Source organism: Paenibacillus sabuli, assembly GCF_014705605.1.
Lineage (GTDB): Bacteria > Bacillota > Bacilli > Paenibacillales > Paenibacillaceae > Paenibacillus_D > Paenibacillus_D sabuli.
Genome location: NZ_JACXIZ010000016.1, coordinates 173,409 through 198,884, shown reverse-complemented (window position 1 = coordinate 198,884; position 25,476 = coordinate 173,409). Strand labels below are relative to the sequence as shown.

The 25,476-nt window shown below is 60.6% G+C and carries 24 protein-coding genes, 1 rRNA gene and 1 other RNA gene; 3 read left to right on the top strand and 23 right to left on the bottom strand.

The annotated features are described in order from the left end of the window. From IDH44_RS10450 to rpoE, 17 genes are all read right to left on the bottom strand, one after another. Window positions 1–164, bottom strand: a 16S ribosomal RNA gene (locus tag IDH44_RS10450); the annotation flags it as partial. 350 nt (window positions 165–514) lie between these two features. Beyond that, window positions 515–772: a pro-sigmaK processing inhibitor BofA family protein gene (locus tag IDH44_RS10445; RefSeq protein ID WP_190917350.1), complete on the bottom strand. Its 258-nt coding sequence runs from the start codon at window positions 770–772 to the stop codon at window positions 515–517. A gap of 7 nt (window positions 773–779) precedes the next feature. Continuing rightward, window positions 780–1,085, bottom strand: a complete 306-nt coding sequence (locus IDH44_RS10440) for a DUF2508 family protein (RefSeq protein WP_190917348.1) — start codon at window positions 1,083–1,085, stop codon at window positions 780–782. Between the two features lie 109 nt (window positions 1,086–1,194). Continuing rightward, window positions 1,195–1,794, bottom strand: coding sequence for a recombination mediator RecR (recR, locus tag IDH44_RS10435; protein ID WP_190917346.1), 600 nt, complete (start codon window positions 1,792–1,794; stop codon window positions 1,195–1,197). Window positions 1,795–1,832: 38 nt separating this feature from the next. Then, window positions 1,833–2,144 (bottom strand): YbaB/EbfC family nucleoid-associated protein, encoded by a 312-nt coding sequence (locus IDH44_RS10430; protein WP_190917334.1) that lies wholly within the window; start codon window positions 2,142–2,144, stop codon window positions 1,833–1,835. Window positions 2,145–2,195: 51 nt separating this feature from the next. After that, window positions 2,196–4,016 (bottom strand): DNA polymerase III subunit gamma/tau, encoded by a 1,821-nt coding sequence (dnaX, locus tag IDH44_RS10425; RefSeq protein WP_190917332.1) that lies wholly within the window; start codon window positions 4,014–4,016, stop codon window positions 2,196–2,198. Window positions 4,017–4,097: 81 nt separating this feature from the next. After that, window positions 4,098–5,588 (bottom strand): PAS domain-containing sensor histidine kinase, encoded by a 1,491-nt coding sequence (locus IDH44_RS10420; protein WP_223869543.1) that lies wholly within the window; start codon window positions 5,586–5,588, stop codon window positions 4,098–4,100. Between the two features lie 197 nt (window positions 5,589–5,785). Then, window positions 5,786–6,053, bottom strand: an RNA gene (gene ffs, locus IDH44_RS10415) — signal recognition particle sRNA large type. A 43-nt stretch (window positions 6,054–6,096) separates the two neighbouring features. Beyond that, window positions 6,097–6,486, bottom strand: coding sequence for a hypothetical protein (locus IDH44_RS10410; protein WP_190917330.1), 390 nt, complete (start codon window positions 6,484–6,486; stop codon window positions 6,097–6,099). A gap of 77 nt (window positions 6,487–6,563) precedes the next feature. Then, window positions 6,564–6,761, bottom strand: a complete 198-nt coding sequence (rpmE, locus tag IDH44_RS10405) for a 50S ribosomal protein L31 (protein ID WP_190917328.1) — start codon at window positions 6,759–6,761, stop codon at window positions 6,564–6,566. A 134-nt stretch (window positions 6,762–6,895) separates the two neighbouring features. Continuing rightward, window positions 6,896–8,158, bottom strand: a complete 1,263-nt coding sequence (locus IDH44_RS10400; RefSeq protein WP_190917326.1) for a radical SAM protein — start codon at window positions 8,156–8,158, stop codon at window positions 6,896–6,898. 34 nt (window positions 8,159–8,192) lie between these two features. Next, window positions 8,193–9,524, bottom strand: coding sequence for a transcription termination factor Rho (rho, locus tag IDH44_RS10395; RefSeq protein ID WP_190917324.1), 1,332 nt, complete (start codon window positions 9,522–9,524; stop codon window positions 8,193–8,195). Between the two features lie 52 nt (window positions 9,525–9,576). After that, window positions 9,577–10,830 carry a UDP-N-acetylglucosamine 1-carboxyvinyltransferase gene (locus IDH44_RS10390; RefSeq protein WP_190917321.1) on the bottom strand — a complete coding sequence of 418 codons (1,254 nt, stop codon included), beginning with the start codon at window positions 10,828–10,830 and terminating at the stop codon, window positions 9,577–9,579. A 200-nt stretch (window positions 10,831–11,030) separates the two neighbouring features. After that, the gene (gene fba / locus IDH44_RS10385; protein WP_190917320.1) at window positions 11,031–11,885 is read right to left on the bottom strand and encodes a class II fructose-1,6-bisphosphate aldolase; all 855 of its coding nucleotides are present in this window, start codon (window positions 11,883–11,885) and stop codon (window positions 11,031–11,033) included. Between the two features lie 143 nt (window positions 11,886–12,028). Beyond that, a complete protein-coding gene (locus tag IDH44_RS10380) occupies window positions 12,029–12,427 on the bottom strand; it encodes a response regulator (RefSeq protein WP_190917318.1) in 399 nt (132 codons plus the stop codon). Window positions 12,428–12,648: 221 nt separating this feature from the next. Next, window positions 12,649–14,250: a CTP synthase gene (locus IDH44_RS10375; protein ID WP_190917316.1), complete on the bottom strand. Its 1,602-nt coding sequence runs from the start codon at window positions 14,248–14,250 to the stop codon at window positions 12,649–12,651. 228 nt (window positions 14,251–14,478) lie between these two features. Next, window positions 14,479–15,027: a DNA-directed RNA polymerase subunit delta gene (rpoE, locus tag IDH44_RS10370; protein ID WP_190917314.1), complete on the bottom strand. Its 549-nt coding sequence runs from the start codon at window positions 15,025–15,027 to the stop codon at window positions 14,479–14,481. A 381-nt stretch (window positions 15,028–15,408) separates the two neighbouring features. On the opposite strand from rpoE, the gene IDH44_RS10365 reads away from it, so the two are divergent. Then, window positions 15,409–16,572, top strand: a complete 1,164-nt coding sequence (locus IDH44_RS10365; protein WP_190917379.1) for a S8 family peptidase — start codon at window positions 15,409–15,411, stop codon at window positions 16,570–16,572. Between the two features lie 39 nt (window positions 16,573–16,611). Here IDH44_RS10365 and argS read toward each other — a convergent pair whose 3' ends face one another. Continuing rightward, the gene (argS, locus tag IDH44_RS10360; protein ID WP_190917312.1) at window positions 16,612–18,294 is read right to left on the bottom strand and encodes an arginine--tRNA ligase; all 1,683 of its coding nucleotides are present in this window, start codon (window positions 18,292–18,294) and stop codon (window positions 16,612–16,614) included. After that, a complete protein-coding gene (locus IDH44_RS10355) occupies window positions 18,291–18,746 on the bottom strand; it encodes a DUF1934 domain-containing protein (protein WP_190917310.1) in 456 nt (151 codons plus the stop codon). Before IDH44_RS10355 ends, argS begins: the two co-directional genes overlap by 4 nt. A gap of 95 nt (window positions 18,747–18,841) precedes the next feature. Here IDH44_RS10355 and IDH44_RS10350 point away from each other — a divergent pair, with 95 nt between their 5' ends. Then, a complete protein-coding gene (locus IDH44_RS10350; protein ID WP_190917308.1) occupies window positions 18,842–19,678 on the top strand; it encodes an AraC family transcriptional regulator in 837 nt (278 codons plus the stop codon). A 388-nt stretch (window positions 19,679–20,066) separates the two neighbouring features. Here IDH44_RS10350 and speB read toward each other — a convergent pair whose 3' ends face one another. Both speB and speE read right to left on the bottom strand, forming a co-directional pair. Then, entirely contained in the window at window positions 20,067–20,936 is an 870-nt protein-coding gene (gene speB, locus IDH44_RS10345; protein ID WP_190917306.1) for an agmatinase, read from the bottom strand. A gap of 27 nt (window positions 20,937–20,963) precedes the next feature. After that, window positions 20,964–21,791 (bottom strand): polyamine aminopropyltransferase, encoded by an 828-nt coding sequence (speE, locus tag IDH44_RS10340; RefSeq protein WP_190917304.1) that lies wholly within the window; start codon window positions 21,789–21,791, stop codon window positions 20,964–20,966. A gap of 169 nt (window positions 21,792–21,960) precedes the next feature. On the opposite strand from speE, the gene IDH44_RS10335 reads away from it, so the two are divergent. After that, window positions 21,961–24,093, top strand: coding sequence for a transglycosylase domain-containing protein (locus IDH44_RS10335; RefSeq protein WP_190917302.1), 2,133 nt, complete (start codon window positions 21,961–21,963; stop codon window positions 24,091–24,093). Window positions 24,094–24,551: 458 nt separating this feature from the next. On the opposite strand, the gene IDH44_RS10330 is transcribed toward IDH44_RS10335, so the two are convergent. Both IDH44_RS10330 and IDH44_RS10325 read right to left on the bottom strand, forming a co-directional pair. Then, window positions 24,552–24,698 (bottom strand): hypothetical protein, encoded by a 147-nt coding sequence (locus IDH44_RS10330; protein ID WP_190917300.1) that lies wholly within the window; start codon window positions 24,696–24,698, stop codon window positions 24,552–24,554. A 258-nt stretch (window positions 24,699–24,956) separates the two neighbouring features. After that, window positions 24,957–25,460, bottom strand: a complete 504-nt coding sequence (locus tag IDH44_RS10325) for a YwhD family protein (protein WP_190917298.1) — start codon at window positions 25,458–25,460, stop codon at window positions 24,957–24,959. Window positions 25,461–25,476: the final 16 nt, after the last annotated feature.

Sequence of the window (25,476 nt, the reverse complement as noted above, 5' to 3'; positions counted from 1 at the left end):
TTCCGGAGGTTATCCCGGTCTTGCAGGCAGGTTGCCTACGTGTTACTCACCCGTCCGCCGCTAAGTTCATTCGAAAGCAAGCTTTCAAATGAGCTCCGCTCGACTTGCATGTATTAGGCACGCCGCCAGCGTTCGTCCTGAGCCAGGATCAAACTCTCCATAAAAGTGCACCCGAAGGCGCGTTTTATTGAAAAAGCTTGGTTAGCTCATTCTTGTTTTGCTCTTCCAGATTCCCGAGAGAATCTGGGGCTTTACGCTCGTTGTTCAGTTTTCAAGGAACCATTTTGTTCGTCTTGCTCGCCTCCGCTCTCTCAAGCGGCGACTTGATTAATATAACACATGTGCCCATTCAATTGCAAGCTTTATTTTAAAAAGCTTTTTGGACAATCACCTGATTGTCAGGCACGAACATTAATGTAGCACGAATTGCCCAATCGCGTCAACCTCAATATAGAAAAAGAAAGGAGGCTGCTTCGCTCGCAGCCTCCTTGCACCCCAGCCATTCGGCACATCCTCACAACACCGTCCATTGCAGCCCCAGCAATAGCGCGATTCCGGGAGCGCCCAGCAACACAACAGTCCCGAGCGTTACCGGATTGAGCGGGATGGCATAGCCTTCAATCCAGCCTGAATAATTCAAGACATACAGCAGCACAGCGGCCAACACCAGATGGAGAACAAAATGCTTGAGCACCGCTCTGCTTGCGCGATTGCGCAACAGGACAATAAGCAGCAGTAGGGAAGATGCGACCAGCAGCACACCCCATCCCATTATCGGCTCACCCCGCCTCTTCGTCGCGCTTTTGCGCGCGCATTGCCAGGCCCGACTGCAACGACATTGCCTTGGCCCTGCGCAGCAGCATTTCGTAGCGTTTCTCCGCGGCCTCGATGGCGAATATCGCGTAGTCGATCTGGTCCTTTCCGACCGCATGCTCGAAATGCCGATGTGCATTTTTCCAGTCGCGCCTTGCTTCCTCGAGCTCGTCGAGGAGCGGCTCCAGCTGCGACTGCACGCCGCCAGTTCCGCTATGGGCGCCTCTGCTGCGCCGCCTGGATCCGTCCAGCCATCCGTTCCACCATGCCATGTTCCGACCCCTCCCCGCTTGTCCGGCAGCATCAACTCCTACTACCATCTTATAAACGGGGAGCGATTCTTAGAACCTGAATTGCGTGGCTGACGGCTCCTGCGCAAGCTTATCGCAGTTCCCTGCGGCCCTCCAGCGCCTTGGACAACGTCACTTCGTCGGCGTATTCCAGATCTCCGCCCACCGGCAGACCGTGGGCAATACGGGTTACCCGGATGCCAAAAGGCTTGACCAGCCGAGATAAATACATCGCCGTCGCTTCGCCTTCAATGTTGGGATTGGTCGCCAGGATCAATTCCTTTACTCGCTCGTCGCTGAGTCGATGCAGCAGCTCGGCAATCCGGATTTCGTCGGGACCGATCCCCTCAATCGGCGAGATCGCCCCTTGGAGCACATGGTAATGGCCCTGGAATTCTTTGGTCCGTTCCATCGCCACCACATCCTTGGCCTCCTGGACCACGCAGATGACTGAAGCATCCCGTGCTTTGTCCTGACAAATGCGGCAAGGATCGGTATCGGTGATGTTGCAGCAGACCGAGCAATACGTGAGATTGCGTTTGACGCTGACCAGCGCCTTCGCGAAATCGATGACATCATCTTCCTTCATCCGCAGCACATGAAAAGCAAGCCGAGCAGCGGTCTTTGGACCGATACCCGGCAAGCGCGAGAACGAATCGATAAGCTTGGCTATGGGTTCTGGATAGTACAACACTATGCGCCCCTTTTAAATCGAATGGTAGCTTTCGCTTAGAAGAGGCCCGGGATTTTCATGCCTCCCGTGAATTTCCCCATATCTTGATTGGAGAGCTCTTCCGCTTGGGTAATTGCGTCGTTGACGGCGGTCAGTACGAGATCCTGCAGCATCTCCACGTCTTCCGGATCTACGGCTTCCGGTTTGATTTGAATGTCGAGAATTTTTTTGTGGCCGTTGGCCTTGACCGTGACGACCCCGCCGCCCGCAGTACCTTCCACCGTTTTGCCGCCCAGCTCCTCTTGGGCCTTCATCATTTGCTCCTGCATCTTCTTCACTTGCTTCATCATTTGATTCATGTTGTTCATTGCTCATCACCTCATGGATTATTTGCTCGCCGACGCGCGGCGCGCCTCGTTTCACTCGTCGTCCTGGACGACCACCAGTTCTTCCCCGAACAACTTGTAGGCTTCTTCCACCCACTCCGGACGCTGCTCCTCCCGAGCCGGCGGCTCGTCCCCGGGCTGCAACTCGAATGCTTCCTCAGCGGGCGCGGGCCCGTTTTGCGCCGCTTCTTGCCACTCCTTGAGCATCACCGTGGCGAAGCTCATCTCCGCAATCCCGAAGGTATCGCGCAGCACGCGCTCAATGACCTCCCGGTTGGCCGGCTTTTCGGTGGTCTCCCTGTGAATCGTATTCTTGAAGGCGACCAGCACCGAATCGGGAAGCGCGGAGACGGGCTCGCCGTTAATGAGCCAGGCATGGATCGAGATCCCCGCCTCCTTGACACGCTGCAGCGCTTCGCTCCAGCGCATCCGGATCTGCTGGAACTCTGGACTATGAAAGGCCTGGACATACGGCTCCAGCTTGACGCCGCTACGCCGGATGCCGGGTGCGCCATTCGCAGGAGGACGCCCGCCCTGACTGCGTTGGGGCGCCTGCGCAAGCCCAGGTCCGCTTGGCGAGGCAGCCGCAGGCGCCCGAACCCCTGTTCCCGGCGGCGTCCTGCGCGCCTGGCCCGCATCCCCGCGCTGCAGTTGCGCCAGTTGACGCTCCAATTGCTCGACCTGGCGCTTCAGCTCCGCCAGCGCGCCGCTGTCCGCTGCTGTGGAGGACGGATCGGCGGGGCGACCTTCCATTTCGGAGGAGGAGGCGTCCGCCAAGGTGCAGATTTTGAGCAGCGCGACCTCCAGCAGCGTCTGGGGCTGCAGCGCATGCTTCATTTCGACCTGATAATGATGCAACACGTCAATCATGCTGAACAAACGCTCTTGCTCGTAGGCGTCCGCCATGGCGCGAAAACGTCCGCCGTCCACAATGCGCTCCGTCATCGATTCGCCGCCGGGCACCAGCTTCAACAAAAGCAGATCGCGGAAATAGTAGATCAGGTTCTCGAGACATTTGTCCGCGCTTTTGCCGGCCAGGGCAAGCGCATTGACAAGCTCCAGCACGGCGGCCACATCCCTGTGCTGTACCGCCTCCGCCAGCTGGGCGAACTGCTCAGCAGCCATGCCGCCCGTCACATCGACTGCGTCGTCCAGCGTCATCCGTCCTGCGGCAAAGGCCGCCACCTGCTCCAGCAGGCTGATCGCATCGCGCATGCCCCCGTCGGACAGCCGCGCGATATACACCAGGGCTTCTTCGTCCGCCTCCAGCCCCTCATCCTCGCAGATGAAGCGCAGCCGGGCAGTCTGCTCTTCCAGCGAGACCTGGCGAAAATCAAAGCGCTGACAACGCGAAATAATGGTGGCCGGGAGCTTGTGCGGCTCAGTCGTAGCCAATATGAAAACGACGTGGCCCGGCGGCTCCTCGAGCGTCTTGAGCAGCGCATTAAAGGCCTCGGCGGTGAGCATATGCACCTCGTCGATAATATAGACCTTGAAGCGCACCTCGGACGGCGCATACCGGACCTTGTCGCGGATATCCCGTATCTCATCAATGCCGCGATTGGAGGCGGCGTCGATCTCGATGACATCCATGATCGTGCCGTCCGTGATGCCGCGGCACGCATCGCAGCTGTTGCAGGGCTCGCGGGCCGGACCGCTCTGGCAGTTGATCGCCTTGGCGAACACCTTGGCGGCCGTTGTCTTGCCCGTACCCCGGGGTCCGTTAAAGAGATAGGCGTGCGAAATACGCTGCTCCGATATGGCATTTTGCAGGGTCTGAATAATATGCTTTTGTCCGACCATATCCTGAAACGTCTGCGGACGCCAGGCGCGGTATAAGGCGATATGGGACACGCGGACCGTTCCTTTCCACTCGCGCGGGCACGCGAATCAGTCATTGCCCCCTATTATACACCATTCTCGGCAGGTATAAAATCATGTTGCGCTTCGAGGCGACTCCGTCTCGTCGGTTGAACTGTGGGCCGCATCGACAGAGCAAGGCAGACTGACCGTGAAGGTCGTGCCCCCTCCCTTGCTGGAGACGCGGATGACGCCTCCCAGATCATGTACGATGCGCTGACAGACCGACAAGCCGAGCCCGGTTCCGTTCTGTTTCGTCGTTACGAACGGGTCGAAAATTTTGTCTGCGACCGCCGCCGGGATGCCCGGCCCATTGTCGTGTATGTCGATATTCACCCAGCGGCTGAAGCCGTACTCGCGCTCCACCCTTCCGCTGACGGTCAACGCACCGCCCTCGCCCATCGCTTCGATGCCGTTTTTACAGATGTTCAAAAATACCTGCTTTAACATTTCGCGATCGGCAACGACCAGCGGCAGCCAGGCCTGCGCATCGTAATTGACGGTGATGCCATGCAGGAGCGCTTCATTGCTGACGATCGGCATAATCTCACGCAGCACGGTCGCAAGCTCCACCAGATCGTAAGAGACGTCCTTCGGTTTGCTGAGCAGCAAAAATTCATTGACCAGCGCGTTGATGCGGTCAATTTCCGTCAGCATAATTTCCGTGTAACCGTACTCCTTATCCAACCCCTTTTCCCGCAAGGTGCTTTTGAACATTTGCAAAAAACCTTTGATCGCCGTCAGCGGATTGCGAATTTCATGCGCGGTCCCGGCTGCAATCTGCCCAATCATGGAAAGCCGGTCGCTGCGCTGCACCTGTTCTTCCAACGATCGCAAATTCGAGACGTCCTTGAACGTCACATAAGCGCCGAGCAGTTCGCCCTGCTCGTCGCGCAGCAGATTGGCATCCATCAGCAGCTCCGAACGATTCTCCTCCGGTCCCCAGCGCAGACGGTGATTGCGAATCGGAATCTCTTCAATGACCAATTGACGGAGCATCTGCAGCTCCGCGGGCGAGCGCCGAAAAACCTCGTCCATTCGACGGCCGATCACCACGCCGCGGTCGGCCCCCAGCACACGGCAGGCCAGCGGGCTAATATCATTGACGCGAAAGTCGGGTTGGAGCAAGATGACTCCGAGATTCTCGTCCTTGAGAAAGGTGAGCGCAAATTGCTGCAGCAGATGCCTGGACTGCAGCGAACCCGTATTGTACAGCAACAAAAGCTGCAACTCCTCGGTCGAATCCAGCACCAGCTTAGCCGACAGTTGTTCTGCATAAAAAGCCTTTCCGTCCGAACGCAGAACCTGAACATGCGCCAACTGCTGCGGCTTGCGGCCAGCAGGCGACGAAGGGCCATCCGTCGGCCGGATCCAGTCGCTCAAAGCCGCGCCAACCACGTTGTCATTCGTTAACCCGGTCTGCAAGCGAAACAGTTGGTTGGTCTTCACAATCTTCGCATGCGCCGTGAATACAACCGCCATTGCTTGCGGCAGATGGTCGAGTACCTCTTCCAATTTTTCTTTACGCACATGAATGGCAGCGTCAGTCGGCGGTACCCTGTACATACGGAATCACCTCTCTTGGTCCGTTTGCGTCCGTGCAGAAGCCCCTGAGCCGCATAACGCGAGACTAGTATTGTATTCGCCTCATCCGCGCGTTTTCCTTCTAAAAACTGACATCCTCTTCAATCAAACAAAAAAAGCCTGTACATTGATCGGAATAGTTCCCGATCGACATACACGCTTGGTATTCGTAAGATGAACCGTGCACCTCTCCTCGATTCATGCGACCCAGGCGGCTTTTCTGATTCCAGCTCAGGTCAGGCGCTCCCCCGGCACATCGACGAACTTGCTTACGGCTGCTCCCTTCCGGACCTGACCGGGTTCACAAGAGCCAATTGCGGAGGACCCGACCGTCAGCACTGTTCACAGATGCCAGACCCCGCATCAAACAGAACCTACGACAGGAATTCAACCTCGCTATAGCGGATTGCGAGTTACAGGGCACCGCTACCTCCCCGTCTAGCACGGCATCAATAAGTATAGCCTATTCCATGTAAATACGCAACTTGACCTAACGCGCCATCCGAATATGGATGCGATAGCGCGGCATATTATGCTGCAGCAGCGCACCCGTCTCGTCTGCGAGCCTGCCGATCTGCGTCTCGGTCAACCGGTCCGCCGGCCGAATGTGTACGTATACATCGGGATCATGCATGACGAAACGCAGGCCCGCAATATCCGGAAAAGCGCTCAGCTTTTCTTTCATGAATGCGATATCGCGTTCATAATTAAAGGCATACGGATTGGTCGGAAGGCTGGGATTGCTGTTGGACAGCCCCATATACCCGTCGTTGCCGTACGTGTCGCGACCACCCTGATGCTCGGCGCCGCCGCAGCCTGACAGCAGCAGGACTAGGGCGACACAGGCCGCAATCAGTCCTCTGCCCGCTAAAAAGCGCATAAAAAAACCTCCCTTCTTCACCATAGGATGGCTGGGGGAGGTTCTTATATTCTGCTAATTTAAGCCAGACGCCTGCATTAGATGCCGTATTTCTTTTTGAATTTGTCGACGCGTCCGCCAGCGTCCGCAAACTTCTGCTTCCCGGTAAAGAACGGGTGGCATACCGAGCAAATCTCGACACGCAGGTTCTGCTTGATCGAACCGGTCTCGAAGCTATTGCCGCATGCGCAGGTTACGGTCGTGACATTATACGTCGGATGAATGGCTTCCTTCATCACGTTCACCTCTTTCTGCCCTGAGCGCTGTGCGAGCCCAGAGTTGAATCGACACATCTGCCATTATAGCACGCGCCCCCGCCGGCTGGCAATGCCGAATCGACCGCCTGCCCGCTGATGCAGCCACGCGACGACTAGCGCCCGCCGGCCGCCGCGCGGCGCGGCGGCACATGCGTATACGAGCCGAGCACGACATCCGGCAATTCCTCGGCGTAGATATCGAGCATCTGCTTCATGCCGTACACCTCGCCGCGGGCCGGTGGAATCAACTCCAGGTAGCTCTCCGGATCGATATTCAGGTTGCGGAGCTGAATCAGGCGCAGGCCGGTCCGCTTGACGAAGTCGATCATCGCCTCGATCTCTTCCTCGCGATCGGAGACGCCGGGGAAGATCAGATAATTAATCGACGTATAGACCCCGTGGTCGGCCGCATAACGCAGCGATTTCTCGACGTTGGCCAGCGTGTAGCCCCGCGGCTTGTAATAGGCATTGTAGTGCTCGTCCAGCGCGCTGATCGTACTGACGCGCATCAGATCGAGCCCGGCGTCGACGATCGCTCGGATATAGTCGTTCAACCCGGCATTCGTATTGATGTTAATATACCCGCCGGCCGTCTGCTCGCGCACCCGGCGCATCGCTTCGACGATCAGACGCACCTGCGTGGAAGGCTCGCCCTCGCAGCCTTGGCCGAAGCTGACGATCGCTTCGGGCGTCTTGAGATGCTCGAGCATGATCTGCGTCAGCTCATCAGCGGTCGGCTTGAAATTCATCCGCGTCTGCGGCGCGGGAAAGCCGCTGTCGTCGGGCTGCTCCGAAATGCAGCCGAAACAGCCGGCATTGCAGGAATACGACACGGGCACCGCGCCTTCGAGTCGCTGCAGGAAGGTATTGGAGGCCGTCAGACATTCGTAACCGAGCGCGCAATGGGACAAATGCCGATACAGCCGATTGTCCGGGTAGCGCGCCAGCAGTTCGTCCACTCCGCTCTGCACGGCGTCGCGATCGCAGGCCAGCGGATTCCACGGCTCCGGATTGTCGGAGCGGTGCGCCGCGACATAGAAGGCGTCGTCTTTCCAGACGACGGCGGCATAGCCGAAGAGCGGCAGCTTTTGCGTCTTGTCCGTCTTCATATAACCGGGCAGCGCCAGCCGGGTGAAGCCCTGCGGCAGCAGCGCTCCGACCGCCTGGACCTCGCCGGGCAGCGGTCGCATCTCTCCGCTCTCGATATGCAGGCCGATGGGCCGCGTGTAGGGAAGTCCGACCAGCGTGGCCCCGTCAGGGAGCGGGATCAGCTCGTCGCCCAGCAGCTCCACGACCATATCCGCGCTGCGTCCGAGCGCCAGCCACTCCGGGTGATCGTAGACCTTGCCCGCTTCATCGGCATAGACCAGATGCATGCGCGTTCCACGCCCCTTTCGTAATTAGACGCCTCTATGAGACCGGCGTCGAGCGCACCGGGCGCCGTCCGCCGCTGCTGCCCGACGAGGACGGACGCGACGAGGAGCGCTCGCCGAGCGCCGCGGTGTCCAGCGAATCGAAGAACTCGGCGTTGGTCTTCGTGTCGCGCAGCTTCTTGAGGAAGTTGTCGACGAATTCCATCGAGTCGTTCATGCCCTTGCGAATCGCCCACACCTTGTCGAGCTCCTCCTTGGTCAAGAGCATCTCCTCGCGCCGCGTACCCGAACGCCGTATGTCGAGCGCAGGGAAGATACGGCGCTCCGCGAGACGACGATCCAGTACGAGCTCCATGTTGCCCGTTCCCTTGAATTCCTCATAGATGATATCGTCCATCCGCGAGCCGGTCTCGACCAGCGCCGTAGCCAGAATCGTCAGACTGCCGCCTTCCTCGACGTTGCGCGCCGAGCCGAAAAAGCGCTTGGGACGATGGAAGGCTGCGGGATCGATGCCGCCGCTGAGCGTGCGTCCGGAAGGCGGAATGACCAAGTTATACGCCCGTGCCAGCCGCGTGATGCTGTCGAGCAGGATGACGACGTCCTTTTTGTGCTCCACCAGCCGCAGCGCACGCTCGAGCACCAGCTCCGCCACCTTGATATGATGCTCGGGCAGCTCGTCGAATGTCGAAGCCACGACTTCGCCCTTGACCGAGCGCTGCATATCCGTCACTTCCTCGGGCCGCTCGTCGATGAGCAGCACGAACATCTCGATATCCGGTTCGTTCGTCGAGATGCTATTGGCGATTTCCTTGAGCAGCAGCGTCTTGCCCGCCTTCGGCGGTGCGACGATGAGCCCGCGCTGGCCAAGTCCGACCGGCGCCAGGATGTCCATGATGCGTGTCGATAAGTGGGATGGAGAGGTTTCTAGCACCAGCTTTTGCTGCGGAAAAAGAGGGGTTAGGGCAGGGAAATGCAGGCGTTCCGACGCCTGGTCGGGGCTTTCGCCATTTACCGCATTGACCTGCAGCAAGCCAAAATACCGTTCGTTTTCCTTCGGCGCTCGGCACTTGCCCGATACCAGGTCCCCGGTCCGAAGGTCGAACTTGCGAATTTGCGAGGCCGAGATGTAGATGTCCTCGGCGCTGGGCAAGTAGTTGATTGGCCGCAGAAAGCCATAGCCTTCGGGCAAAATTTCAAGCACGCCTTGCATGAACATCAAACCGCTTTTTTCGGCCTGGGCGCGCAGAATGGCAAAAATCAGCTCTTTTTTCTTCATTTGGCCGTAGTAAGGAATCTGATACTGCTTCGCCAGCTTGTAGAGCTCCGTTAACTTCAATTCTTCCAGATCTGCGATCTGAAGGTCCGTCATGTTCTCACCACTTTATTCAATTTTCATCCAGCATTGCCGGATTTCGTGCCATCTATTCCCGCTCGCGCCATACATCCGCGCCGAGCTGCCTCAAATTATCGACCAGGAAATCGTAGCCCCGGTCAATGTATTCGACTCCGGTAATCTCGGTGACCCCCTCGACGGCGGTCAGTCCCGCAACGATCAACGCCGCACCGGCACGAAGATCGGCCGCGCGCACCTTGGCTGCATTGAGCGGCCCGCCCTCGATAATGGCCGAGCGGCCCTCGAGGCGTATTTTGGCGCCCATCCGGATCAGCTCCGGCACATGCTTGAAGCGGTTGTTGTATACATAATCGGACAGAATGCTGACTCCATCGGCTTGCGTCAGCAAGCTCGTCATCGGCGATTGCAAGTCGGTGGCAAAGCCCGGGTAGACCAGCGCTTTGACATCGATCGCCTCGTACGTCGGCTGGCCGACGATGCGGATCGCCTCGTCCAACTCGTGCACCTGCACGCCCATTTCCTGCAGCTTGGCCGTCATCGCCTCCAGATGCTTCGGGATGACGTTGTCGATCAGCACGTCGCCGCGCGTAGCCGCGGCTGCAATCATGTAGGTTCCGGCCTGGATGCGATCCGGAATGATGGAGTGCCGGCAACCGTGCAATTGGTCGACGCCTTCGATGCGGATCGTCTCGGTGCCCGCGCCCTTGATATTGGCGCCCATAGCGTTGAGGAGCGTAGCTACATCTATAATTTCAGGCTCTTTCGCCGCATTTTCGATAATTGTCGCGCCTTTGGCCCGGGAAGCGGCCAGCATGATATTGATCGTCGCCCCTACGCTGACGACGTCGAGATAGATTTTTGCGCCGCGCAATTCGGCGGCTTTGATTCGAATGGAGCCGTGATCGTTTGATACTTCGGCGCCGAGCGCCTCAAATCCTTTGATGTGCTGATCGATCGGCCGCGGCTCGAAGTTGCAGCCGCCGGGCATGCCGATCACCGCTTCGCCGAAGCGTCCGAGCAGCGCGCCCATCAAATAGTACGAAGCACGCAGCAGCTTGACTTTGCCGTTGGGCATCGGAATGGAGCGCATTGAGGAAGGGTCGATTCGCATCGACTCGCCGTCCCATTGCACTGTTCCGCCAAGCTCTTGCAACAATTCTCCGTACACCGCCACATCGCTGAGCTGAGGCAGATTGTCGAGGACGACCTCGGACTCGGCCAGCAAGGAAGCCGGCAGCAGCGCGACTGCGCTGTTTTTCGCCCCACTGATCTGCACGGTTCCGCGCAGCGGGCGGCCGCCGCGAATCATCAACTTTTCCATCGTATAGCCAATCCTCCTAACTGCAAGGCGAAACGGCGAGGCCGTCTTTTAAGACCAGGTAAGTTTCGTTCCGAAAAATCCAGACAACCAGCGGAAAACCGCCTCTCCGCAACCTGCGGCCGACATGGCAAAATCGCGGACGCGGGAAGACGGAGAATGGCGGTGCGCGCCGAATGACGGTTTTCGGTGGTTTATGGAATTTACGCTTGGTTGCTACTGCCGAACAGGCGAATTTTTTCTTGCACGACAGCTGTCATCGCGCTGCGGGCAGGAGTCAAATACTTGCGGGGATCATAGACGGACGCGTTGCCGGAGAGTGTCTCGCGGATTGCGTTCGTGCACGCCACTTGATTCTCGGTGTTGACGTTGATCTTGCCGACGCCTGCGAGTACGGCTTGACGAATTGCCTCGTCCTTGACGCCGGAGCCGCCGTGCAGTACGACCGGGACCGGGATCGCGCCTGCGACCTGCTTAATGACGTCAAAATGAATTTTCGGCTCGCCCTTGTACATACCGTGCGCCGTACCGACTGCAATCGCGAGGCAATCAACGCCCGTCTCCTCGTAGAAACGGATCGCTTCTTCCGGATTGGCCAGGCTGGCGTGCTCTTCGTCCACGCTGATGTCATCCTCGACGCCGCCGATCGTACCCAGCTCGCCTTCGACGGACACGCCCATGGCATGCGCGGCTTTGACGACCTCTTTGGTCAGCTTGATATTCTCTTCAAGCGAATAGTGGGAGCCGTCGAACATGACGGAAGAGAAACCTGCGCGGATGCACTTCATCGCGACTTCGAAGCTGCTGCCATGGTCGAGGTGCAGCGCGATCGGCAGACCGGACTTCTTTGCCGCCGCTTCAGCGATCGCCACCGTGAATTCGATGCCCATGTATTTGAGCGCGCCTTCGCTGACGCCATAGATAAACGGCGATTTCTCCTCCATCGCCGCCTCTACGATCGCCTGGGCGAATTCCAGATTGTTCATGTTAAACTGGCCAACCGCAAATTGCTTTTCCTTTGCCTTTGGCAAAAACTCATTCATTGATACCAATGCCATGGTCCCGCTTCCTCCTAAATCGTAATATCTCAAGCCCGTACGACTTGTCATACTGAGCCATTATACCACAAGCATACGTCAATTGGTAAAGAGTCCGAGTGTTATAAGTTTTTAATCTGTATCCTTTCAAAAAAAAGGGCCCCTCAGGACCCTACCGCATAAAAACCGTTGGAATCGCCTCCGCGCAGCTGCATGTTGACCGCAACGCGCATTTCATCAATGTCAAACGGCTTCGTAAAATGCATGAGCGCGCCCAAATCGGTCGCTTCTTTGATCATGTCCAATTCGCCGTAAGCGGTCATCATGATGACCTTGATGTCACGGTCGATCGCCTTGATGTGCTTCAGAATCTCCAGCCCGTCCATGCCCGGAATTTTCATATCCAGCAGGACGAGATTCGGCGACTCCGCCTTCACAATCTCAAGCGCCAGTTTGCCGTTGGAAGCTTGAAAGGTCTGGTAGCCTTCGCTGCTGAATACCTCTACAAGAAGCACGCGAATTCCGTTCTGGTCGTCAACAATCAACACTTTCTTCTTCTCCAACTTAAACCCTCCCACATGTATGCAAGTGTATACGGCTGCGTTGCAGTGCGTTTCGGGGCTTTCACTAAGCGGTAGCTCTCGAAGCCATTACCCTTGCGTATTTGGCTGAGGCGTGAACAAGTCTGAAGCGTGTCGCGCTCCAACGCTCGCTTACTACATTCGCGATGCCGGTCTGGTTATCCTGCTTAGGAATGGAAAAAAAGTAAATGCTTGCAGCGCCCTCAACGGGAGCTGCGTAGCGCCGCCTGGACAAAGTCGCGGAACAGCGGCTGCGGCCGGTTCGGACGCGACGTGAACTCGGGATGGAACTGCACCGCCAAAAACCACGGATGCTCCGGCAGCTCGACCATCTCGACCAGTCTGCCGTCGGGCGAGGTGCCGGAGATGCGAAGTCCGGCCTCCTCGATGCGCTCCCGGTATTCATTATTAAACTCATAACGGTGCCGATGACGCTCGTAGACGAGCTCGTCGTCATATGCGGCGGCAGCCAGCGAGCGCTCCGCGAGCTTGCATGGATACAGCCCGAGCCTCATCGTGCCGCCCAGATCCTCGATGTCCTTCTGCTCGGGCAGCAGATCGATCACCGGATGCGCGGTCGACGGATCGATCTCCGAGCTGTTCGCGCCGGCGAAGCCGGCGACATTGCGGGCATACTCGATGACCGCTACCTGCATGCCAAGGCAGATGCCGAAGAACGGCACGCGCTGCTCGCGCGCGTAACGAATCGCCTCGATCTTGCCCTCGATGCCGCGATCGCCAAAGCCGCCGGGCACCAGGATGCCGTCTACGCCACCCAGCATCGACGCGGCGTTGTCCTCGGTCAGCTCCTCGGCGTTGACCCAGCGAATCGCGACATCCGCATCCGCATCGATGCCGGCGTGGCCGAGCGACTCCACAATGCTGAGGTAAGCATCATGCAGCGCCACGTATTTGCCGACAATGGCGATTTCCACCGTCTTGTCCAGCGCTTGCACGCGCTTGACGAGCTGCTCCCATTCGGTCATGTCCGGCGCCGCCTGCGGCAGCTTCAGATAATCGGCGACGATATCGTCCAGGCCTTGCTCGCGCAAATTCAGCGGCACCTCGTACAGATTGGAGGCGTCGCGGCATTCGACGACCGCCTTCGCGTCGATGTCGCAGAAGAGTGCAATCTTGTTTTTGAGATCCTCGCCCATCTCATGCTCGGTGCGGCAGACGATCATGTTCGGCTGAATGCCGATGCTGCGCAGTTCCTTCACACTGTGCTGGGTCGGCTTGGTTTTGACCTCGCCGGCCGCCTTGATGTACGGAATGAGCGTGACATGAATGTACATCACATTGTCGCGTCCGATATCGCTCTTGATCTGCCGGATCGCCTCGAGGAACGGCAGGCTCTCGATGTCGCCGACCGTGCCGCCGATCTCCGTGATGACGACGTCCGAGCCGGATTCCTTGCCCGCCCGGAACACCCGCTCCTTGATCTCGTTGGTAATGTGCGGGATGACCTGCACCGTGCCGCCGAGATATTCGCCGCGCCGCTCCTTGGTAATGACGGAGGAGTAAATCTTGCCGGTTGTGACGTTGCTGTTCTTGGAGAGGTTGATGTCGATGAAGCGCTCGTAATGCCCCAGGTCCAGGTCCGTCTCCGCCCCGTCGTCCGTGACGAACACCTCTCCGTGCTGATACGGGCTCATCGTGCCCGGGTCGACGTTGAGGTAGGGATCAAATTTTTGAATGGTTACTTTGAGCCCTCTGTTTTTAAGCAGCCTGCCCAGGGAAGCGGCGGTGATGCCCTTGCCCAGCGAGGAAACGACGCCGCCCGTTACAAAAACGTATTTTGTCACTGTAATAGTACCCTCCATGCTCTAATTGATGTCGATCCGGCCTTGGCCCTATCTATTTCTTCCTGAAATTTCAAGGCAAAACAAAAAAAGTGACACCCGCTTGCACGGGGCACTTTTATCGAAATCAGGTATAAATACTAATCGAATGTAAAGCCCAAGCAATAGTGTACCCCGTCCCATCTGCTCTGTCAAGAACTCCATGGGGCCGCACTCGGGCACGGTCCAGACTCAGCGGTCTTCTTCGTCCTCTTCCTCGGATTCGTCCTCGCTGTCCGCTTCCTCCTCTTCCTCTTCGTCCATATCTTCTTCGTCGATCTCGACGTCCTCTTCGACCTCGGAATCGTCGTCGCCTTCCTCGAACGCTTCTTCGTTGTCCTCGTCGTACATATCAAAATCCTCTTCATCGGCTACGTAGGTTTCCTCTTCCTCGCCGTCGAAGCTCTCTTCTTCGTCGTCATCGTCGTCGTTGATGATGCGCGGGCGCTTCGCATTGCCGATCGGATCCTCCGAGCGCTCGACCGGATACCAGCGCTTGAGTCCCCACATGTTGCTGCCGACGCAGGCAAAGCGGCCGTCAATGTTAATCTCGGTGTACACCTGCGCGATGATCTGGTTGATCGCATCCTGCGACAGACCCCGGATACGTGCAATTTCCATGATCAGATCCCGGTAGTAAAAGGGCGTATTGGCCGCCTTCAGCACCTCGAAGGCCAGGTCGACCATCGGCATTTCCTTGAGCCGCTCGGGATTAATTTTCAGCGTGACTTCGCTGCTCATCCTTACACTCACTTCCTCTCGAACAGATCTATCTGGACTTCATCTATTTGTATCCATTATCAACCTATAGTAAAACCTATTTCCCCTAAAAAAGCAAGACTGCGCGAACGGCTTGTCCGCGGAAAAAAGGAGAAGCGAAGGGATCGCCCTTCGCTTTGACTGTATCCTCCCGATACCGACACGGCCCGCAGGCGTCTTCTCGGGTGCGAGAGACCGGGCTGGACTCTCCCTTCATCCTATGTCGGCGAATGGCATTTGTCACGGCTGTCGGCCTAATTATTTGGCGGGAAGGACAATGGCTTATACGATCCGGGACGCGCGTTCATACAATAGCGCAAAGCGACACGCATCGTCTGGCGGAAGGGGAATCCGACATTGGACTTGGACATCAACGCGCTCATCAGTTGGCTGCTGGAAAAATCCGCCCGGTCCGCCGGCAGCGCCGGCAGCGCCGAACGGAGCATCATCCGCTTCGGCCGGCGCCGCGACTACCTGCGCATCGCGGCGCTCTGCTCCGAGGCGTCACGTCGGCAGCCGCTCCCGCAAGGACTGAAGCCGCTCCCGCTCATCGACGCCATCTCGTGCCCGATCGGCGCAGCCAGGTTGCACGACGCGCCGCCGGGCTGGCTGTCCCGCATTCGGCTCGAGCCGGATATGCCGGCAGCGGTACACGCTGCGCCGCGGCGCAGCACGGTCGGGCTGACCAAGGGCCTCCCTTGGGGCGTGGAAGCGATCAAGGCGCCGGCCGCCTGGCGCCGGACTACCGGCCACCGGGTCCGGGTCGGCGTCATCGATACCGGCGTCGATGCCGCCCATCCCGATCTGCGCGGCTCGCTGGCTCGCGGGATCAATCTGCTGAGCCGGGGCACGCCGCCGCACGACGACAACGGGCACGGCACGCACATCGCCGGGACGATTGCCGCCGCCAATCAGCCCGGCGGCATGATCGGTGTCGCGCCGCGCGCGAGCATCTTTCCGGTCAAAGCCTTCGATCACAACGGCAGCGCCTACGTCTCCGACATCGTGCTCGCCATCGAGTGGTGCGTGCGCAATCGGATGCACCTGATCAACATGAGCTTTGGCATGAAGACGCGCAGCAAGGCGCTGCTCGGCGCGGTCCGGCAGGCGACTGCGGCGGGCGTGTTGATCGTCGCCTCCTCGGGCAACGCCGGCCGGCGCAAGGCGATCGATTACCCGGCCCGTTATCCGCAGACGATCTCGGTCGGCGCCACCAACCGGCTGCGGCGGATTCCGCCGTTTAGCAACCGCGGCAGCTACATCGACATCTACGCGCCCGGAGACAAGATCACCTCGGCCTGGGTCGGCGGCAGCTACCACGAGATGAGCGGGACATCCATGGCCACCTCGCATGTGAGCGGCGCCGTAGCGCTGCTGCTGGCTGCCTACCCGGGACTAGGGCCGGCCGCAATCAAGACGATCCTGCGGCGCTCGATGCAGCCGCTGCGGGGACCGCGCGCGCCGCGGCTGACCGGGGAGCTCGATGTCGCCAAGATGCTGCGGACCGCGGACCGCCTGCTGCAGTGAACCGGCAGCGCGCGGGCAGCGCACGCGCCCAGCGGCAGGCTACATCCGCTCCGGCGCCGACACGCCGACCAGTCGGAGCGTGTTGGCCAGCGCGATCCGTACGGCTGCGAGCAGGGCCAGTCGGGCCTGCGTCTGGGCCGCGTCATCGGTCATGACGCGCTCGGCCCGGTAATAGCTGTGCAGCTGCGAGGCGAGCTCGTACATGTACCGGATCATGCGGTGAGGCGCCAGGTGCTCGGCCGCTTCCGCCACGAGCTGCGGTAGCTCGCCCAGCTTTTGCAGCAGTCCGTATTCGCTCTCGGCGCGCAGCAGCTGCAGATCTGCCGTCTCCAGCCGGTCGACGGCGATGCCCTGATCCGCCGCCTGGCGGAAGATGCTGCAGATGCGCGCATGCGCGTACTGCACGTAGTAGACCGGATTCTCGTTGGAGGTGGAGATCGCCAGATCCATGTCGAAGTCGAGATGCGAGTCCATGCTGCGCATCGTGAAGAAGTAGCGGATCGCATCGACACCCACCTCATCCATCAGGTCCTCCATCGTCACCGCCTTGCCCGTGCGCTTGGACATCTTCACCTTCTCCCCATCCTGGAACAGGCTCACCATCTGGGCGATCAGCACCGTCAGCTTCTCCGGATCGTTGCCGAGCGCGGCCATCGCCGCCTTGACGCGCGGGATATAGCCGTGATGGTCTGCGCCCCAGATGTTGATCATGCGATCGTAGCCGCGGCCGTACTTGTCGCGATGATAGGCAATATCCGGCGACAAATAGGTGTACGAGCCGTCATTTTTCACGAGCACGCGGTTTTTGTCGTCGCCGTAGGGCATCGTCGACAGCCAGGTCGCGCCCTCCTCCTCGAACACCTGGCCGCGCTCGCGCAGCGCGTCCAGCGCCTGCACGACCAGTCCGCGCTCGTAGAGCGAAGATTCGCTGTACCAGACATCGAAGCCGACCCGGAAGCGGCCGAGATCGCGCTTGATCTTGTCCAGCTCCCGCTCCAGTCCGAACTGGCGGAAAAAGGTAAAGCGCTCCTCCTCGGGCAAGGCGAGCAGCCGGTCGCCCTCCTGCTCCTTGAGCAGCTGCGCGAAGCCGACAATATCCTCGCCGTGGTAGCCGTCCTCCGGCATCTCGGCCTCCAGGCCGAGCGCCTGCTTGTAGCGGGCCTCGATCGAGCGGGCCAGGTTGGCGACCTGATTGCCCGCATCATTAATATAATACTCGCGCGTCACCTCGTAGCCGGCGAAGTCCAGCAGATTGCACAGCGCATCGCCGACTGCGGCGCCGCGCGCATGTCCCAGGTGCAGGCTGCCGGTCGGATTGGCGCTGACGAATTCGACCTGGACGCGGCTGCCGCCGCCGACCGTAGCCCGGCCATAGTCCGCCCCCTGCTGCAGCGCCTGCGGCACGACCGGGTACAGGTAGCTCTGATCCAGGCGGAAGTTCAAGAACCCCGGCCCTGCGATCTCGACCGCGGTCACGCCGGCGCGCGCCGCATCCAGATGCGCCACGATCGCCTCGGCGATCTGCCGCGGATTGCGGCGCGCCAGCTTCGTCAGCTGCATCGCGGCATTGGCCGCCAGATCGCCGTGCGCCTTCTCCCGCGGCGCCTCCAGCGTGAAGTCGGGCATCGCCTCGCGGGACGTCAGCCCCGCAGCGACCGCCGCTTCCACGATCGCTTCGCGCACCCGCGCATGCGTCATCTCGACTACATTCCTCTCACTCATTGCCTGTCATCCTCCCATATATCCAGCCGGATCTCGAACCGGCCGATCTGTTGATCTTCCATCCACAACGAGTAGCTCCATTCAATCGTCAGTGGCAAGGCCATCGAGTCGCGCCGCGCGCCTTCGCCTTGCGCCTGCGGGTCCCGGAACGCGATCGCATCGGTCACAGTCTCCATCGGGAAGCTCAGCCCGCCCATGCGATACGAGCCGCCGCGCCGCGCATTCGGCACGAACGTCTGCTCCGTCTCCACATCCCCGCGCCGGGTGATCTTGATCTCGTCCTCGCCCCAGCGCATCACCGTCCGTACCCGGCCGCCGTCCTCTTCCTCTTCATAATGCAAAAAAGCGGATCGGCCGCGCAGCACCCACTCGCCGGCATACGCGTGCCGCGTCACCTCGTCCTCCTGACGGCTCTCCAGCGCAATGCGCACCTTGCGTTTCGTCAACGTCATGTAATTCCCGCTTTCTGTAAGTGGATTGGCATTCCGACCGACTCCCGTTGTATGATGAGCGTACACACGATTTCTGGAAGGGATGACCGGATGGCATGACCGACTTCAGCCTCTTTCCCGTAATGACCGACTTCGAGCGGCGGCTGCCGCTCTATCTGACGAGCCTGGGCGGCTGGACGCATCAGCCCGACATGGACCGGCCCGGCGGCTATCCGGATTACCAGTGGCTGCAGGTCACCAGCGGCACGGGCGTGCTGCGCGTCGGGCAGCGCGAGCTCACGGTGGGCCCTTCGCAGGGCATGCTGCTGATGCCCGGCGAGGCGCACGCCTACCACGCGATCGAGGCCCCCTGGGGCGTGCGATGGGCGACCTTCAACGGTCCCCGCGCCGCCGAGATGCTGCGCGACCTGCAGCTGGCCCGCACGCAGGCGCTGTACCTGGGCAATCCCGATGTCGCGCTCAAGCATCTGCAAGAGATGGGCTCGCAGCTGCAGGCGCCCCACCCGACGACGGCGCTCGAGACCTCCGCCGCCCTGTACCGGCTGCTGCTCGACCTGTATCGCTACGGCTCCCCGACCGAGCTGCGCTCGCGCAAGCAGCAGATGGATGCGCTCGCGCCCGTACTCGCGCACCTGGAGACGCACTACAGCCGCGCCATCACGCTGCCGGAGCTGGCCGGGCTGCTGGGGGTGAGCCCGCAGCACATCTGCGTGCTCTTCCAGCAGGCGCTCGGCGTGCGGCCGATCGAGTACCTCACCCGCATCCGCATCCGCAAGGCCAAGGAGCTGCTGCTGCGCGAGCCGGACGCCGAGGTGAAGCGCGTCGCCGCCAGCGTCGGCTACGAGCATCCGAGCTACTTCATCAAACGCTTCAAGCAGCTCGAGGGCGTGACGCCGGTGCTCTTCCGCCGCATCCATCGCAATCGCATGTGACGACTGGCGGCGAAGCGGACAGCCGCCCGCCAGCGGCAAGCGCATGGCCGCAGCAATACAAACAGCCTCCGTCTCTTGTCTGTACAAAGAGACGGAGGCTTGCTCCGCGGTGCCACTCTTCTGGTATTCGCCCCCGCCGGGCGCGAATCCGCTCGATCATGATAACGGAATGACCGGGCCTCCCTGCGGCGGCCGCAGCCGCTTCGGAAGACCGACTCCCGGGTGCGCTTCCGCTCGTCCTGCCGTACCGGCTCTCACTCTCCCGGCTCGCTGCTCACGGATAGGGACGGCGTACTTTCCCGTTCTTCGTCGTTCACTATTGTACCTATTATATGCAACTGCGGCGAAATTGCAAGCAGCGCTCTCGTTCCGCCAACTCCCCGCATCTCTACTTGACGAAGCCGAGCAGCATCTCGCGGATCAGCTTGGCCGCCACGATCTGGGTCTGCTCGGTCGGATCGTAGACCGGGGCGACCTCCACGAGGTCGCAGCCGACGATCCGCGCCTCCGAGCGCGCGATGGCGTGGACCGCCTCGAGCAGCTCCTTGGAGGTGATCCCGCCGGCCTCGGCCGTGCCCGTACCCGGCGCGCCCGACGGATCGAGCACGTCGATGTCGATGGTCACGTAGACCGGACGTCCGGCCAGCTCGGGCAGCACGCGCAGCAGCGGCTCCGCCACCTCGAACGGGTAGAAGTTGATGTGCTCGCGGGCGTACGCCCATTCCTCGCGCGAGCCGGAGCGAATGCCGAACTGGTAGATGTTGTCCGGACCGATCAGCTCGGCTGCCTTGCGCAGCGGCGTCGAATGCGAGAGCGGCTCGCCCTCGTACGACTCGCGCAGGTCGGCGTGGGCATCGATGTGAATGATCGCCAGATCCGGATGCCGGGCATACACCTCGCGGAAGATCGGCCACGAGACGAGATGCTCGCCGCCCAGGCCCAGCGGCAGCTTGCCGTCGTCCAGCACGCCGCGCACGAATTCGCCGATAATCTCCAGGCTGCGCGCGGCATTGCCGAACGGCAGCAGCAGATCGCCGGCGTCGAAGTAATTCAGCTCCTCGAGGCTGCGATCGAGATACGGGCTGTACTCCTCGAGCCCGACCGACACCTCGCGGATGCGGGCCGGACCGAAGCGCGAGCCCGGGCGGAACGAGACGGTATAGTCCATCGGCATGCCATAGATGACGGCCTTGGCTTCATTATAGTCCTCGGAGCTAAGGATAAAGACGTTGCCGGAATATTTCTGATCCAGTTTCATGCGTTTGCTTGCCTCCCCGGCTCTCGCCTACTTGATGAGATCCTCTACGAATTTCGGCAGCGCGAAGGCCGCCTTGTGCAGGCGCGGCGTGTAGTACTTGGTCGCGATCTCGGGGATCGACGCCTCGTCCACCTCGAGCGGATCGTACGTCTTGCTGCCGACGGTGAAGGTCCACAGCCCGCTCGGATAGGTCGGCACATTGGCGCCGTAAACGCGCACGATCGGGAAGACCTCCCTGACGTCGCGGTTCACGCTGGCGATCAGTTCGGCCTTGAACCACGGGTTGTCTGTCTGCGCGACGAACAGGCCGTCGGCTTTGAGCGCTTCGTAGATGCCTTGATAGAAGCCGCGCGTGAACAGGTTGGCCGCCGGGCCGACCGGCTCGGTCGAGTCGACCATGATGACGTCGTACGTGTCTTTATGATCGTGAATATGCATGAAGCCGTCGTTGACGATGACCTCGACGCGCGGATTGTCCAGCTCGCAGGCGATTTGCGGCAAGTATTTTTTGGAATATTCGATGACCTTGCCGTCGATATCGACGAGCACCGCTTTCTCCACCTTGGGGTGCTTCATCACCTCGCGCACGACGCCGCCGTCGCCGCCGCCCACGATCAGCACATGCTTCGGATTGGGATGGGTGAAGAGCACCGGGTGCGCCACCATTTCGTGGTACACGAATTCGTCCTTGTCGGTCGTCATGACCATCCCGTCGAGCACCAGCATCGTGCCGAACTCCTCGGTCTCGATCATCGCCAGCTCCTGAAACTCGGTCTTCTCATGCACGTACGTCTCTTTAATTTTGGCGGTGATGCCGTAGCTTTCAGTCTGCTTCTCCGTATACCACAATTCCATTGTGCAAGCACCCTTCTTTCCGTCGTTTCTTCCATCGTTATGTTAGTCAACGTTATTATAGTCAAATGCTCGTCCCATTACAATGCGCAGTATGGCAATGAATAGACGCGCAGGCTGAGCTCCATACTAGAATCACGGGGATTTTTACCAATGGAGGAGGGCCTCACCTGTGAACAAGCATAAGCTTCGCTCCCGCTTCTGGGGAAGCCGACGCAGCGAGCGTCCGCGGCGCGCCCGCCTGCCGCTGCTGCGCCGCGCGTATCGCTGGCTGCAGTGGAGCGTCATCGCTGCCGCCGGCGGGGTGGTGCTGCTGGCCGGATTGCTGCTGTACATCCGCGCCCAGGCGCTGCCGGCTGCGACCGTCAGCCAGACCTCGCAGCTGCTCGACCTGCAGGGCAATGTGATCGACACCTTCCACGGTGGGGAGAATCGCAGCTCCGTCGCGCTCGGGGAGATGTCGCCGCACGTCATCGCCGCCACGATCGCAGTCGAGGACCGGCGCTTCTACGAGCATGACGGCTTCGACACGCGGAGCATGGCGCGTGCGGCTCTCGTCAATCTGGAGAGTCGCTCGCGCCGCCAGGGCGCGAGTACGATCACGCAGCAGCTCGCCCGCAATCTGTACCTCAGCCACGCGCGCACCTGGACGCGCAAGGTCAAGGAAGCGGCCTATACGCTGCAGCTCGAGATGAATTACAGCAAAGACGAGATACTGGAGATGTACCTCAACCAGATCTATTACGGCCACGGCGCCTATGGCATCGAAGCGGCGGCGCGGCTCTACTTTGGCAAATCCGCGGCGCAGCTGTCGCTGGCCGAATCGGCGATGCTCGCCGGCATCCCGAAGGGGCCGAAATACTACTCGCCGTATATGAATATGAAAAAAGCGAAGGACCGCCAGCACGTCATCCTGACGCTGATGACGGAGCAAGGACGGATTACGCCGGAAGCGGCCGATGCCGCCTACGCGGAGCTGCTGGCGCTACGCACGCTCGGCGGCGATGCGGAGGACGGCTTCGCCTCGTACTTCCGCGATTATGTGCGGCTCGTCGCGATCGATCGGCTCGGCATCGACGAGCAGCTGCTGGAGCAGGGCGGCGTGCGCGTCTATACGACGCTCGACACCGGCATGCAGCGCGCCGCCGAGCAGGCGGTCGCAGCGGGCTTCCCCGAGCAATCCGAGCTGCAGACGGCGCTGATCTCCATCGACCCGCGCAACGGCTACATCAAGGCGATGGTCGGCGGGCGCGACTACGCGGCGAATCAGTACAACCGCGTCTTTGCCACGACGCGCCAGCCCGGCTCCTCCTTCAAGCCGCTGGTCTACCTGACCGCGCTGGAGCAGGGCGGGATGACGCCGGTGTCGCGCTTTCGCAGCGAGCCGACCACCTTCGTCTACGATGACGGCCGGCGCACCTACGAGCCCGGCAATTACAACGACAAGTACTTCAATGAAGAGATCGACATGCGCACGGCGATCGCCAGCTCCGACAACATCTACGCCGTCAGCACGATCATGGCCGTCGGCCCGGACAAGGTGATCGAGACGGCGCGGCGGCTCGGCATCGAGAGCGCGATGGAGCCGGTGCCTTCGCTGGCGCTGGGGACGTTCCCGGTCAGCCCGTATGAGATGGCCTCGGCGTTCACCGCGATCGCCGGCGGGGGCGTGCGCTACGAGCCGACCGCGATCCTGCGCATCGTCGGGCCCGGCGGCCGCGTGCTGTACGAGGCCGACCCGCAGCCGCAGCAGGTCATCGACCCGGCGCATGCCTACGTGCTGACGAGCCTCATGCAGAGCGTGTTCGAGCCCGGGGGCACCGGCCATCGCGTGGCGGCGACGCTGAAGCGGCCGGTCGCCGCCAAAACCGGGACGACCGCCTCCGACGCCTGGATGGTCGGCTTCACGCCGGAGCTGACGACCGCGGTCTGGGTCGGCTACGACAAGGGGCGCAGCATCGACGCGGTCGAGGCGCACCGCGCCGCGCCGATCTTCGCCGCTTATACGGAGGCGGCGCTCGCGGCGCTTCCGCCCAAGGCATTCGAGATGCCGCGCGGCGTCGTCAGCCGCTACATCGATTCCGAGAGCGGGCTGCTCGCGACCGCCGCCTGCGGCGAGCGGCGGCTGGAGAGCTTCGTCGCCGGCACGGAGCCGGTGGAGCTGTGCCTCAGCGACCCGGACGCCGGCGCGGACGGGACCGGCGGCGCGGATGGCGACGGCGGCGCGGACAGCTCCGCCAGCGACGCGGCCCAGGAGCGCCACCGCTCGTGGTGGGGCCACCTGAAGCGCTGGTGGGGCGAGTGAATTGAGCATGACTCCAAGGGCAGACGGAATGACTGGTCACCTTTCGGCAGGTAATCCGAGGAAAGGCTACCGGCAAGCTGTCCTTCTGGCTAGCCCCGAAAGGCTTACCGACCAGCTGTTCTCCAGCCGAGCCAGGCATGTCTTTAGGAGGAAGATCCGTAAAGCAGGGTTCGCGAAAAAGCGGCGCCCTCGAACCAGAATTCTGGCTCGAGGGCGCCGCTTTATGCCGATCCGCGCTTTGTTTATAGCGATCTGCGCTATGCTTGTTCGTGCGCCATGTCTACGTTCAAGCGCTGCGTCCATGCGCAATATCTAAGCCTATTGCACAATGCTCGTTCGTGGCGATCCATTTGCACGCTGTTCGAGCCTATGACACACTACTTGTGCCTGATATGCATCGTCATCGTTTACGGGTAACACGGAATGCTTATGCTTACGATGCATCACGATGCTTACGCCTATTGGTTATGGCGTCCGTGCTGGGGGCGAGCACTCGTCTCGCCTGTGCGCCTCCGGCTGCCCGGTGTCTGCCGCTCAAGGGGTTCGTCTGCCGGAAGCGCCGCAATCGCCAGGACGAGCCCGGCCAAATAGCTGCGCAACGTCACGACTATTCCTCCCATCTCCAATGAAATTGGTTATGGATAGAATTACCCATGGGCGGCGGCCTCGAAACGGCATACCACAACCTTGCCGACCCCGGCAGGAATCGGCGGTCGTCCGACTGCTGCCATGCCGCCAGAGCATTACCCAGTGTTCCTCGGTATTACTTAATACCACTCTCGACCTTCAACGTGATTCATTATGCAGCGTGGTCAAGTTTTGTGAATCGCCCAATTGCCAACAGTACATCCGGACCTCCCGCGCTACTCGGCCAGCGCGGCCTGCAGGTCCGGCGAATTCGTCCACCACAGCTCGTTGTGCTTGATCAGCAGCTCGCGCAGCAGTCCCTTCTCCTTGGTGCCCAGGTTGTCGACCATGATGCGCCGCTTGATGGCATAGTCCAGCCGGTTCACATGATCGGCGAGGATCTTCCAGCCGCGCCGCGCTTCCTCGTCGATCAGCATCTCGCAAGCGGTCGCCCCGGCATAGTATTGGCCTTCCTCGCTGCGGTCGACCGCGACCCAGACGATCCAGCAGGTCCGGCCGCTGGGCACATCCTCCTTGTTGGTGCTGAACTTGATGCGCCGCTCCACCTTGCTCTTGGCGTGCATGGCGCCGATGTCGATGTACGCCTCGTCGCCGTCTATAATGACGCAGGACACCGAATTGAGATCGATCGAGCCCGCCCCGAATCCTTTGTGCTCCTTGTTGCTGACCACGTTGAGCGCCAGCTGCTTCTTCGGCTTTTTTTCGCCGCCTTGTTCCATGTCCGTACACCCTTCC